The organism is Pseudomonas sp. 5Vm1k (genome assembly GCF_056161485.1).
This window is the reverse complement of the sequence record NZ_JBSPCZ010000003.1, coordinates 401,181-413,346: the sequence shown is the minus strand read 5'-3', so window position 1 is coordinate 413,346 and position 12,166 is coordinate 401,181. Positions and strand designations below refer to the sequence as shown.

At 58.8% G+C, this 12,166-nt stretch carries 14 protein-coding genes; 9 read left to right on the top strand and 5 right to left on the bottom strand.

The window, feature by feature from the left end; genetic code table 11:
- Nucleotides 1-141 precede the first annotated feature (141 nt).
- The gene (locus ACWIKB_RS08480) at nt 142-1,056 is read right to left on the bottom strand and encodes a LysR family transcriptional regulator (RefSeq protein WP_475266175.1); all 915 of its coding nucleotides are present in this window, start codon (nt 1,054-1,056) and stop codon (nt 142-144) included.
- A 105-nt stretch (nt 1,057-1,161) separates the two neighbouring features.
- Between ACWIKB_RS08480 and ACWIKB_RS08475 the strand changes: the two genes are divergently transcribed.
- Nucleotides 1,162-1,761, top strand: coding sequence for a short chain dehydrogenase (locus tag ACWIKB_RS08475; RefSeq protein WP_201201277.1), 600 nt, complete (start codon nt 1,162-1,164; stop codon nt 1,759-1,761).
- Nucleotides 1,762-1,785: 24 nt separating this feature from the next.
- On the opposite strand, the gene ACWIKB_RS08470 is transcribed toward ACWIKB_RS08475, so the two are convergent.
- On the bottom strand, nt 1,786-2,871 hold the full coding sequence (locus tag ACWIKB_RS08470; RefSeq protein ID WP_475266174.1) for an acyltransferase family protein: 1,086 nt from the start codon (nt 2,869-2,871) through the stop codon (nt 1,786-1,788).
- A gap of 144 nt (nt 2,872-3,015) precedes the next feature.
- On the opposite strand from ACWIKB_RS08470, the gene ACWIKB_RS08465 reads away from it, so the two are divergent.
- Entirely contained in the window at nt 3,016-3,669 is a 654-nt protein-coding gene (locus ACWIKB_RS08465; RefSeq protein ID WP_475266173.1) for a COG3650 family protein, read from the top strand.
- 94 nt (nt 3,670-3,763) lie between these two features.
- Nucleotides 3,764-5,377, top strand: coding sequence for an NAD(P)/FAD-dependent oxidoreductase (locus ACWIKB_RS08460; protein ID WP_475266172.1), 1,614 nt, complete (start codon nt 3,764-3,766; stop codon nt 5,375-5,377).
- Between the two features lie 253 nt (nt 5,378-5,630).
- Here the strand turns inward: ACWIKB_RS08460 and ACWIKB_RS08455 are convergent, their stop codons facing one another.
- Nucleotides 5,631-6,725 (bottom strand): PLP-dependent cysteine synthase family protein, encoded by a 1,095-nt coding sequence (locus ACWIKB_RS08455; RefSeq protein ID WP_475266171.1) that lies wholly within the window; start codon nt 6,723-6,725, stop codon nt 5,631-5,633.
- A 258-nt stretch (nt 6,726-6,983) separates the two neighbouring features.
- On the opposite strand from ACWIKB_RS08455, the gene nhaA reads away from it, so the two are divergent.
- The 5 genes from nhaA to ACWIKB_RS08430 all read left to right on the top strand — a co-directional run bounded on the left by nhaA (nt 6,984) and on the right by ACWIKB_RS08430 (nt 10,570).
- Nucleotides 6,984-8,168 carry a Na+/H+ antiporter NhaA gene (gene nhaA / locus ACWIKB_RS08450; RefSeq protein ID WP_475266170.1) on the top strand — a complete coding sequence of 395 codons (1,185 nt, stop codon included), beginning with the start codon at nt 6,984-6,986 and terminating at the stop codon, nt 8,166-8,168.
- Nucleotides 8,169-8,199: 31 nt separating this feature from the next.
- Nucleotides 8,200-8,679 carry a hypothetical protein gene (locus tag ACWIKB_RS08445; protein WP_475266169.1) on the top strand — a complete coding sequence of 160 codons (480 nt, stop codon included), beginning with the start codon at nt 8,200-8,202 and terminating at the stop codon, nt 8,677-8,679.
- Nucleotides 8,680-8,821: 142 nt separating this feature from the next.
- Nucleotides 8,822-10,042, top strand: a complete 1,221-nt coding sequence (locus tag ACWIKB_RS08440) for a colicin E3/pyocin S6 family cytotoxin (protein WP_475266168.1) — start codon at nt 8,822-8,824, stop codon at nt 10,040-10,042.
- Between the two features lie 7 nt (nt 10,043-10,049).
- On the top strand, nt 10,050-10,304 hold the full coding sequence (locus ACWIKB_RS08435) for a colicin E3-like toxin immunity protein (RefSeq protein ID WP_475266167.1): 255 nt from the start codon (nt 10,050-10,052) through the stop codon (nt 10,302-10,304).
- A complete protein-coding gene (locus ACWIKB_RS08430; protein ID WP_475266166.1) occupies nt 10,301-10,570 on the top strand; it encodes a pyocin S6 family toxin immunity protein in 270 nt (89 codons plus the stop codon). The genes ACWIKB_RS08435 and ACWIKB_RS08430 overlap by 4 nt, the downstream gene beginning before the upstream one ends.
- Before the next feature lie 71 nt (nt 10,571-10,641).
- Here ACWIKB_RS08430 and ACWIKB_RS08425 read toward each other — a convergent pair whose 3' ends face one another.
- Nucleotides 10,642-11,106, bottom strand: coding sequence for an outer membrane lipoprotein (locus tag ACWIKB_RS08425; RefSeq protein WP_054046952.1), 465 nt, complete (start codon nt 11,104-11,106; stop codon nt 10,642-10,644).
- Nucleotides 11,107-11,272: 166 nt separating this feature from the next.
- On the opposite strand from ACWIKB_RS08425, the gene ACWIKB_RS08420 reads away from it, so the two are divergent.
- Entirely contained in the window at nt 11,273-11,509 is a 237-nt protein-coding gene (locus tag ACWIKB_RS08420; RefSeq protein WP_475266165.1) for a hypothetical protein, read from the top strand.
- Between the two features lie 5 nt (nt 11,510-11,514).
- On the opposite strand, the gene pdxH is transcribed toward ACWIKB_RS08420, so the two are convergent.
- Nucleotides 11,515-12,162 carry a pyridoxamine 5'-phosphate oxidase gene (gene pdxH, locus ACWIKB_RS08415; protein ID WP_475266164.1) on the bottom strand — a complete coding sequence of 216 codons (648 nt, stop codon included), beginning with the start codon at nt 12,160-12,162 and terminating at the stop codon, nt 11,515-11,517.
- Nucleotides 12,163-12,166 lie beyond the last annotated feature (4 nt).

The following is a 12,166-nucleotide window of genomic DNA, read 5'->3' as shown; positions in this document are numbered from 1 at the left end:
GCAACACGCCCCCGTAGGAGCTGCCGAAGGCAGCGATCTTTTGATCTTGATGTTTTTAAGATCGCTGAAGATCAAGAGCCAGATCAAAAGATCGCAGCCTTCGGCAGCTCCTACTTTGATCGGCGTGGTTTTGATGGATGCTCAACGCTGGAGGCGATCCAATGCCTCGCCACTGCGCTTGAACCACCCCATCAAATAGTCCGCCAGCACTTGGGTGCGCCTCGGTAACCCGCCCTGATACGGATGCACCAGGTACATCGGCATGCGACGGGTCTGATAATCACGCAGGAGCCAGCGTAAACGTCCGTCGGCCAATTCCGTTTGCAGCAGGTACGACGGCAACCGCGCAATGCCGGCACCGGCCAGTGCGGCTTTTTTCAGCAGGCTGTAATGGTTGCTGGCGAACGGTCCCGAAACTCGCACCCGCAACAACTCGTGTTGCTGGTGATAGAGCCATTCTTCGCGACCGCTGTAATGACTATTGAGCAGACAACGGTGTTCAGCGAGTGCTTGAGGCGTCGACGGTTCGCCATATTGCTCAAGGTAGGCCGGACTGGCGCAGGTCATTTCGTGCCAGGCCAATAACGGGCGGGCCACCAGGCGTTCGTCATTGCCGACCTCGGAGCGCACCGCCAGGTCAAAACCGTCGCGGGACAAATCACGGTAGCTGTTGCTCAAGTCCAGTTCGATCTGCACTTCGGGGTACTTGCTGGAAAACTCCAGCAACAAACCATCGAAGAAGGTTTCCCCTAGCGACACCGGAACCGTCATACGCACCGGCCCGGCCATGTCGTCCTTCAATCGCGCCAAGGCCTGACGCGCCCGCTCCACTTGAACGACAAGCGCCTGGGCTTGGGGCAACAGCGCCGCCCCCGCCGCCGTGAGGCTTAAACGGCGAGTGGTACGTTGCAGCAAGACCACGCAGAACCGCGCCTCCAACAGACTGATGCGCTTGGAGAGCTGGCCCTTGCTGCAACCCAGTTGCTGGGCCGCCAGGGTAAAACTGCCGGCTTCGATCAACACCGCGAACGCCGCCAGATCATCCATTTCGCTCATGGATTGTTTCCATTTGAAAACCAAAGGTTGCCTATTAGCGCGCTTATCCACAGAAAAAACCACTCTAGACTGAATCCTCGTTCAACCACTTCAAGGAACAGCACGATGAAGATTCTTTTGATAGGCGCAGGCGGCACCATCGGTTCGGCGGTCGACAAGGAGCTGTCGCAACGTCACGAAGTCATCCGCATTGGCCGTAACAGCGGTGATCTGCATGTGGATATCAGCGACAGCGCCTCGATCCGCGCCCTGTTCGAAAAAACCGGCAAGTTCGATGCGCTGGTCTGCGCCGCTGGCAACGTAACCTTCGCGCCGCTGGACGAAATGACCGCAGACAGCTTCGCCCTGGGCCTGAAAGACAAACTGATGGGCCAGGTCAACCTGCTGCTGATCGGCCGCGAATTCGCCAATGACGGCGCCTCGTTCACCTTCACCACCGGCGTGCTCAGCCACGACCCGATTCGCAGCGGTGCCTCAGCCGCATTGGTCAACGGCGCGCTGGACAGCTTCGTCCGCGCCGCCGCAATTGAACTGCCGCGCGGCCTGCGGGTGAACTCGATCAGCCCGACCGTGCTGCTGGAAGCCATGGGCAGCTATGCGCCGTACTTCCGTGGCTACAAGCCGGTTCCGGCAGTGGATGTGGCATTGGCCTACGCCAAAAGTGTGGAAGGCTTGCAGACGGGTCAGACCTTTCACGTGGGCTGACCCGCAGCTCGGACGCGGGTGCGGCTAACGAACCATTTCACCCCGCACCACGCGTTCGCGTCCAAACTGCCGCAGCCACCGTTGCATCGGTCGTTCGAACCAGCGGTGGCACAGCAGGCTTGCCACGAGTAACACGGTAAAGAACAGCAGCAACGTCCACGGCTGATAAAAAACACTGCGTCCCGGAAAGTATTTATCGGCCATCAACGCGGCGATGATTTGCAGCGGAAAATGCAATAAATACGAGGCATAGCTGATGTCGCCCAGCCAGGCCAGACGACGGGCGACGGGCTCCAGCACTCGATGACAGGCTGCAATGGCCATGATTGTCAGTGGAAACAACAGCCCAAACTTGATCAGTGGCTGATCAACGCCTAACAGCCACCAACCCGCCACACACCCTGCCGCCAGCCCCCCACCCACCCAACGTGCCGACCAGCGTTGCAACAGCCATGTGACGATCCGATAGCCCAGGCCACCGCAGAAAAAACCGAGCACGCCCAAGGTGATTTTGTACTGTGCAGGAAACACATAAGCCGCCACACCGATCAGCACAACGCCTATCAGGAATGGAAAAGACGAATAGCGCCACAGCAGGAAAAATGCCGCGTAGAGCAGCACTTCAACGGAAATAGACCAGGCCGGACCGTTGAATGACCAGCCCTGTTCAAACCCCCACGCAGGTGCCAGAAAGACATTCAGCACGCCGTGATAGAGATCGTTGAACGGGTAGATGAAGGCGTTGCCCGTATACCGTGTGTAGATCATTTGCAGCAGCGCAACGGCCGCAAAGGTCGCCAGGTGCAGCGGATAGATACGGCTGAAGCGTTCAAGAAAAAACTGCTTGCTGCTCAAGGTTTGTCGAGCCACCGATTGAGCAAATAACCAGGCAAAAATGAACCCCGACAGGCTGAAGAACAGCGCAACTGCATCGCCACCATGTCGATAAAACAATGAAAACACCTGATAAAACGGTTGCTGCTCGGTGTGCAGCGGGCCAGGTAGCGCGCCTTGAAAAAAGAAGTGCTGCCAATGCCAAAACACCACCGCCAACGCAGCGATGCCACGCAGTGCATCCAATGCATAGAGGCGTTTGGGGAAAACAGACACGTGTTGGTGCATGGCAAATGGGCCCGGTCCTGGACAAGTGCGCCACTATGCGGCGGCGCAATGGGCAACTCAATCCCTATACACAAGCCTTGTGATCGCGGGCTTGCCTAAGTAACGTGGCGGCACTTGTCTGGAGAACCAAAGATGCGTGTTGCCCGTTCCCTCGTCCTCGTTGCCCTGCTTCCGTTGTTCGCTGCGTGCCAGTTGTTCGATGGCCCGCGGCAGAGCGCCTCCCACGTGGGGCAGACCCGCATGCAGGGCCAGTTGACCGCGGCCGACGGCAAGCTGATGTTCCAGCCGTGCAATGAATCGCGCAGCCTGGTGGTCAACGACACCGGCGGCACCAGCGTCCTGCAAGAGGCCGCAAGCCTGGCCGATGATCAGGGTAAATTGTTCGCCGACGTGCGTGGCCAGATCGATGGCAGCCGCCTCGACCTTGCGCAGTTGTACCGCGTCGAGCGTTCGGGCACGGCGTGCGATGACCCCAATTTCAAACTGTTGATTCTGCGGGCTGCCGGCCATGGGCCTGAGTGGAACGTCAAAGTCAGCGGCAAAGGCATGGCCATCGACCGTGCCGGCGAGCCTCCACTGGCGGTGCCCTACGTTGAAGAGCAATTGGGCGATGGCCGGTTCAATCTCAGCAGCGAAGCCAACGGCAAGCACATTGAGCTGTGGGTCGCGCCCAATCGTTGCGTCGATAGCAGCACCGGCAGCATCCAGCACATGAGCGCCGAACTGCGGATCGACGGCCAGGTGCAGCGCGGCTGCGGGTATTTCGGCGGCTCGCGTAACGACTGATCGTTTTTGCCTCACGGGACCGGCGTTTGGGGCTTATAATCGCCGCCTTCAAACGCCTTGGCGCAGTTGTGCGCCCCGCGAAACGGACCCTGTCATGTTACGAATCACCGAACTCAAGTTGCCGATCGACCATCCCGAAGAAGACCTGCGCCCTGCCATCGTGCAGCGCCTGGGCATCGCCAGCGATGACCTGCTCGATTTCACCTTGTTCAAGCGCAGCTACGATGCGCGCAAAAAGTCCTCCGAACTGTGCTTCATCTACACCATCGACCTCACCGCCAAGGATGAGGCGGCGCTGCTGCACAAGTTCGCCGATGACCGTAACGTCAACGTGGCACCGGATGTCAGCTACAAAGTGGTCGGCCAGGCGCCCGCCGATCTGCAGCAACGTCCAATCGTCGTCGGCTTCGGCCCGTGCGGGATCTTCGCCGGGCTGCTGCTCGCGCAAATGGGCTTCAAGCCGATCATCCTCGAACGCGGCACCGAAGTGCGCCAGCGCACCAAGGACACCTGGGGCCTGTGGCGTAAAAGCGTGCTTAACCCTGAATCCAACGTGCAGTTCGGTGAAGGCGGCGCGGGGACGTTCTCCGACGGCAAGCTCTACAGCCAGATCAAGGACCCGAAATTCATCGGCCGCAAAGTCCTGCATGAGTTCGTGAAGGCCGGCGCGCCGGAAGAAATTCTCTACGTCAGCAAACCGCACATCGGTACGTTCCGTCTGACCGGCGTGGTGGAAAACATGCGTGAGCAGATTCGCGCGCTGGGCGGCGAAGTGCGCTTCCAGCAACGGGTCACCGACGTGCTGATCGAGGACGGCCAACTGGTCGGCGTCGAGCTTAATGGCGGCGAGCAGATCCATTCGAAACACGTGATTCTGGCCCTCGGCCATAGCGCGCGGGACACCTTCCGCATGCTCCACGGCCGTGGCGTGTTCATGGAAGCCAAGCCGTTCTCGGTGGGTTTCCGCATCGAACACCCGCAGTCGCTGATCGACCGCGCGCGCCTGGGCAAATACGCCGGCCACCCGAAACTCGGGGCTGCCGACTACAAACTGGTGCACCACGCCAAGAACGGCCGTTCGGTCTACAGCTTCTGCATGTGCCCGGGTGGCACCGTGGTGGCGGCAACGTCCGAACCGGGCCGCGTGGTCACCAACGGCATGAGCCAATACTCGCGTAACGAACGCAACGCCAACTCCGGGATCGTCGTCGGCATTACCCCGGAAGTCGATTACCCGGGCGGCCCACTGGCCGGCATCGAGTTGCAGGAACGCCTGGAATCCCACGCCTTTGTGCTCGGCGGCAGCAACTACGAAGCCCCAGCGCAATTGGTCGGCGACTTTATCGCCGGCAAACCATCCACTGAAGTGGGCAGCGTCGAACCGTCCTACAAACCAGGTGTTGCCTTCGGTGATCTGGCCCTGGCATTGCCGGCGTTTGCCATCGAAGCCATTCGCGAAGCCTTGCCGGCGTTCGAGAAGCAGATTCGCGGTTACTCGTTGCACGACGCGGTGTTGACCGGGATCGAGACGCGTACGTCGTCGCCGTTGCGGATTACCCGTAACGAGTCGATGCAGAGCTTGAACGTGAAAGGCTTGTTCCCGGCCGGTGAAGGCGCGGGTTATGCGGGGGGGATCTTGTCGGCAGGTGTCGACGGGATTCGGATTGCAGAAGCCGTGGCTCGCGACATTCTCGGCCTGGAGGCCTGATACACAAATCACTGGTTAGAAAGAAACTGTGGGAGCGAGCCTGCTCGCGAAAGCGGTGGATCAGTCAACATCTCTGTTGAATATTCAGCCGTCATCGCGAGCAGGCTCGCTCCCACATTGGTTTTGAGGTGTGAACACACTGTGGGAGCGGGCTTGCTCGCGAAAGCGGTGGACCAGCCAACATCTCTGTTGAATGGAAAACCGTATTCGCGAGCAAGCCCGCTCCCACAGGGCTTTCAGCGTCTGATCAATGTCAGATGTTGGCGCGCAGGATGGTCGCCGGCAGTGGCTCGCCGCGCTCGACACTCGCTGCCACGGCATCGATCAACCCACTCAACTCATACCCCTGGCCCTTGAGCCAATCCTGGTCGTAATAGGTGGTGGCGTAACGTTCGCCGCCGTCGCACAGGATCGCCACGATCGACCCCGACTCCCCCGCCTCAACCATCTGCTGAGCCGCCATCAAGGCGCCGATCAGGTTGGTCCCGCTCGACCCGCCCACCCGCCGACCCAAGCGCTGCGCCAGGTAATGCATGGCTGCCAGCGACAAGGCATCCGGCACCTTGACCATCGCATCGATCACCTTGGGCAGGAACGACGCTTCCACCCGTGGCCGGCCAATCCCTTCAATCCGCGAACCGCAATCCAGGCGCAACGTGGCATCGCCGGTCTGGTAGTAATCGAAAAACACCGAGCGCTCGGCATCCGCGCACAGCACGCGGGTGCAATGCTGGCGATAACGCACGTATCGCCCGAGGGTCGCGGTGGTGCCACCGGTGCCGGGGCTGGAAATCAGCCAGCTCGGCTCCGGGTGCTGCTCGAAGCGCATCTGCTGGAAAATCGACTCGGCGATATTGTTGTTCGCCCGCCAGTCTGTGGCGCGCTCGGCGTAGGTGAACTGGTCGATGAAGTGACCATCGTGTTCGCGAGCCAGGCGTTCGGATTCGGCATAGATCTGGGTCGGATCGTCTACCAAGTGGCTCTTGCCACCATAGAAAGCGATCTGTGCGATCTTCTCTTTGGACGTGGTCGCCGGCATCACCGCAATAAACGGCAAGCCCAGCAATCGGGCGAAGTACGCTTCGGAAATCGCCGTCGAACCGCTGGACGCCTCGATCACCGGCGCACCGGGCTTGAGCCAGCCGTTACACAGCACATAGAGGAACAGCGAGCGGGCCAGTCGATGTTTCAGGCTGCCGGTGGGGTGGCTGGACTCATCCTTGAAATACAACTCGATGCCCGGCAAACCCGGCAGCGGCAGAGGAATCAGGTGGGTGTCGGCGCTGCGCTGGAAGTCGGCTTCGATGATCCGGATGGCTTCGCGGGCCCACTGTCGGTTGTCGCTCATGGTGGTGATCTCGTTGAATCAGGCAAGAGTCGGCCTTGTTTCAAGGCTCAGCCCACAAGCTTAGGAAAATTCCTGCATCACGCACAGATACAGCTGAGGTCCAATACGTCCAGCAACTGCTAGGCTCAGTCCTCATTGGACCTTGCAGCCATTCGCGCTGTAACGGCATATAACAAAAAAGAATATAACTATTGTTTTAACAACTAACGGTACGGGTTAGGGTGTGCCACCTTTTGAATTCATCGATGGAGAGCGACCTTGCCTCTGCGTAGAACTTTCACGCGTTTCTTTCAGTTGGAAGCTGCCAGCGGTCTGTTACTGATCGCCGCCGCAGCCCTGGCTTTAATCATCAATAACTCATCGCTGTCGTGGCTCTATAACGGCTTGCTGGACACCCCCGTGGTGGCCCAGATCGGCGCGCTGAAAATCGCCAAGCCCTTGCTGCTGTGGATCAACGACGGCCTGATGGCCATGTTCTTCCTGCTGATCGGCCTGGAAGTGAAGCGCGAAGTCCTCGACGGCCAGTTGTCCAAGCCATCGCAAATCGTCCTGCCCGGTGCGGCGGCGATTGGCGGCATGGTCGTGCCGGCGCTGATCTACTGGTTCATCAACCGCGACAACCCGGCGGCACTCGGCGGCTGGGCCATCCCGATGGCCACCGACATCGCCTTCGCCCTCGGCGTACTCGCCCTGCTCGGCAAGCGCGTGCCGGTGTCACTGAAGCTGTTCCTGATGACCCTGGCGATCATTGACGACCTCGGTGCCATCATCGTTATCGCGATTTTCTATTCCGGCACATTGTCGACGCTGTCCCTTGCCTTGGCCGGCGCCTGCATCGTTGCGCTGATCGCGATGAACCGGCTCGGCGTGGTCAAGCTCGGGCCGTACATGATCATCGGCCTGATCCTGTGGGTGTGCGTGCTCAAGAGCGGCGTCCACGCGACACTGGCCGGCGTGACCCTTGCGTTCTGCATTCCACTGCGCACCAAAAATGCCGAACCTTCGCCGCTGATGACCCTGGAACACGCCCTGCACCCGTGGGTGGCCTACGGCATCCTGCCGCTGTTCGCTTTCGCCAACGCCGGCCTGTCCCTGAGCGGCGTGACTGTGGAAAGCTTCACCCACCACGTGCCAATGGGCATCGCCATCGGCCTGCTGCTGGGCAAAACAGTCGGCGTATTTGGCCTGACCTGGCTGGCGGTAAAAATCGGCATCGCCGCCCTGCCCCAAGGCGCCAACTGGGGCCAGGTGCTGGGCGTCGCGATCCTCTGCGGCATCGGCTTCACCATGAGCCTGTTTGTCGGCTCCCTGGCGTTTGTGCCAGGCGCCAGTGAGTACGCCGGGATGGACCGAATGGGGATTTTGACCGGTTCGATTCTGGCGGCATTGATGGGTTACGCGGTGACGGCGATGGCGAGTCGCAAGAGCGCTGTGCAAAACTGAAGATCACTTGGAATTTAAACGGAGCCCCCTCATGGAGTTGCGCAAGGCATTGATGCCACCAGAGCTGGACGAAGCAAAGGTCGTCCGGCTGGCGGGGTTCTCCGCCGAGATAGATTGTGGGAATGAAGACCTGGTTCAAGATCAGTTGACTGCGTTCAACCGCGAAGCGATGACCGATCTGACGTTTATCGACTTTCAGGGAATCTATGGCGGCCAGGATCATGAAACATGGGTTCGCAAAGTCCTGGCCGCGCCCTATGAGCAACGCCTGACGGATATCACCCGGCCCGAACTGATCGAAATGGCCCGCAGGGTCATGGAATGCGATGGCAGCGAACACGCCGTCGAATTCTGGCTGAGCATGCTGGAGCTCAATCTACCGAATGACCGGGTTTCGGATCTGATTTTTTGGCCGGATGAGTATTTCGGCAATGGGGAAAACTCGCGCGAGTTGTCCCCGGAAGAGGTGGTAGACATAGCCTCAAACAGTCGAGCCGCAGAGCAGGATTAGTCCTCTGCACCGTCCTGCCGAGCAAGTAAAGACAACGCCTAACGACATTCGAGACTCGTCCTACAGCCACGCTTAGCCACATTCGTTAACGTCGTGCAGCCTCCTTTCGAGGCTGTCGACGGACGAATTTCAAGGACGATCAGTGGCTGGCAACAAGGACATTCCCCGGGTTAAAAACCCGCCGTCAGGTGACGGACATCGCGTCACCCATCGCTTCATGACCGCCGCCGAACTGGCCGAGCGGGACGCCCGGCAAAGCGCCTACGACGCCATGCTCGCCCGACAAGACGCCTTCGAACGCAGTCTTGCGCCCAGGCCCTCTAAAGACGAAATCGTTCGCGCGGGCTGCGTTTTCGCCAAGTCCTGCAAGCTGCCGGACGCCATCATCGATTACTCCAACCCTTCAGGAATGGTGCCCACCGACAGCCTCAAAGAATACGGGGAAGTCGCTTGGCTCGGTGCTCGCGAGGCAGACGATGCGGGGCTGCTGAATCTGCAAACGATCAGCGCCAATACCCTCCCGCTGGGCATCGGACATATCGCTTTACGCGCCTCGGCCATTTCTGCCTTGCCAGCCATTGGCGCAGCAGGCGCCACCGTATTGGCCGGTTTGGTCGCACTGCTCTGGACGCCGAGCCTGGGCGATAGCGCGCTCTATACCGAAGATCAACTGCGCGCCCTGAAACAGGCTCGCACGCGTGTTCGGTTAAGGGTCGAGCAACAGGCTGACGGCAGCCTCAAGGGTTACGCCTTCTACACCGGCAAGCATCGTGATTGGGAAATGGTTGATGTCGCGCAGTTCGATTTGCGTGACAGTCAGCAGGTCGCGGACCTCGGGGACGGCGTTGAACTGATCTGGACCCCGGCGGTGGAGGGGTCCGACATCCTTGGAATTCCTGCTTTAGAGGCTGCGCCACAAGCACCGCATATCTGGGTTTATCCGCCAACGGAAGCAGCGGATAGCATCATCGTGAACCCGGTTTACCCGCCTGAGTACAAGGATTTCATTCTTGTGTTTCCGGTGGGGTCGGGGGTAAAGCCGGTTTACATTGTTGTTAACGTATCTGGAAGAAAGCTTCCGAACCCTGATCACGACTATCACTCACCACCTGAAACAGAAGAGATCACAGGCTTTTCAGGTTTGAAGGAGGTTAAAAAGAAAACGCCCAAACAGGGGGGCGGTGGGCTCAGGTCCCGCTGGATGGATGCTAAAGGACGGACGATTTACGAATGGGATTCCCTGCATGGTGAACTAGAGGCATACCTCGCTAGCGATGGCAGTCATCTAGGCTCATTCGATCACACGACGGGCGCGCAAATAGACCCACCCAAGAAGAAACGAAGCATTAAAAAGTACTTGTGAGGATTGTATGGGCTTGAAAGTCAGTTTGGATTGGTACGATAAAAAAACAGAAATTGCGAAAGGGAAAGAATATTCCGCAGATTTAGCCGACGACGGCTCAATAATTGACGCGTTGGGCTTGATGAATGTCAGCAATATTTATGACGGTGGTTTCGATGTAAAAGCTGACTGGATTCCTCAACTTCAGCCCTTGTTTATTCACAGAATTGAACCAACCACTTTCGATTACCAAATATCGTTTCGGTATAGGAATACCTGGTGAACATCTTTATCGCACTCTCTGGATTCTTCGCCGAACCCAATACAGACGATTCACTACAGTACGAAAAGGATGTACCGCAAGCGTTCGAAGGAGCAGTACTTAAGGCCATGGGCTGGTCGAGGTTGTGGGATATACCTGAAGGTGAGCACGAGTTATCCCCCACTCAAGCTGTTGCGATTATGAAAATCGTCGACAGCTCTTTCAGAAGCGATTTGGTTTATTACCTGGGACTTTGCCAACGCCTGGAGGTATTGAATAAAACCTAAATCGATACCACAGACACAAAAAACCCCGACCAGTCACCTGATCGGGGTTTTGTTTTGCCACTCGCCTGCGCTTAGTGCGAAACGCGGCTGGTCCCGCCAACAGTAGAAATCCGTACCCGCTCGCCAACACGGAACACTTCATTCTCCTGAACCTGCTGCACATAGGCACGCATGCTGCCGTCGTCTTCACGCACGGTGATCTCAACGCCTTGTGTACGCGTCAGGCCTTCTTCAGTAGCCGAACCAATCAGGCCACCGGCAACCGCACCGATAACCGCTGCAACGATACTGCCGCGACCGCCACCGATGGCGCTGCCGCCAACACCACCCACCACGGCACCGGCTACGCCGCCGACAGGGGTCTTGGTGCCTTCGATTTTCACCGGACGCAGGGATTCGATGGTGCCCATGCGAATCGTCTGCACGCGACGCGCTTCGTCACGGGAGTAGGAGTCACCGGTCAGGCTCGATTGGCAGCCAGTGAGCAACATCGCCATCGTGGAAAAGGAAGCAACCAGCAGAACAGACTTACGCATAGCATCAACTCCAAAGGACAGGTATTCATTAAACTCCGCAGCTTGACGCCTGTCACGGCATCGCCCGGATAAAATTGGTTTCATTCAGGCCCGGTACAGGCGCCTCTGAACTCACAACACAGTAGCGTCAAATCACCAAAACTGCGCCGTTGACCCAAGGATTTTCATGGATTACTTCATCATTGTTGTCACGACTGCAGCCGGTTTGTACTTCCATTGGTGGCTGTACGTACGGATCAAACGCTGGATGGACCGCGATCTGGCGTTAGCCCTGGCCGGGAAGGACGAGCATAAAAGAGCCTTTATGCTCCAGCAACTAACGAACGCTCAGGCGCAAAAGATCAAGCGTCGGGACTTGCCGCAGTGGCTTGAGGCCGCTGCGGCAGGCTATCCCGGTCGGTAGACTGCTTAGGGTGCCAGACGTTCAAGAATCCAGTCGGCGCCCTGCAAGCGGTAGTTGAGGCGATCGTGCAGGCGGCTCGGACGGCCTTGCCAGAACTCGATGCGCTCGGGGAGCAAACGGTAACCGCCCCAATGGTCCGGGCAGTGTGGCTGGGTATCGCTGAAGCGCTGCTCGGTAACTTTGAGCAAATCTTCCAGTTCACCACGATCGGCAATCACCCGGCTCTGGGGCGAAGCCCAGGCGCCGAGGCGGCTGCCCAGGGGCCGGACCTGAAAGTAGGCGTCGGACTCCTCTGGCGTAACCTTCACCACTCGCCCTTCGATACGCACCTGGCGCTCCAGGGTTGGCCAGAAGAACGTCATGGCGGCGAACGGGTTCACCGCCAGATGCTGGCCCTTGGCACTGTCGTAGTTGGTGAAGAAGGTAAAGCCCTGGGTGTCCAGGCCCTTGAGCAGCAGAATGCGGCAATGGGGCCGACCGTCCAGATCGACGGTGGCCAGGGTCATTGCATTGGCCTCGACCGGCACCTGTTCGGTTTTCACCGCATCGGCGAACCACTGATGGAACAGCGCGAACGGCTCGGCCGGGGCTTGCGCCTCGGTCAGGCCGTCACGGGTGTAGTCGCGACGCATATCAGCCAGGGCCTTGGTCATGGCA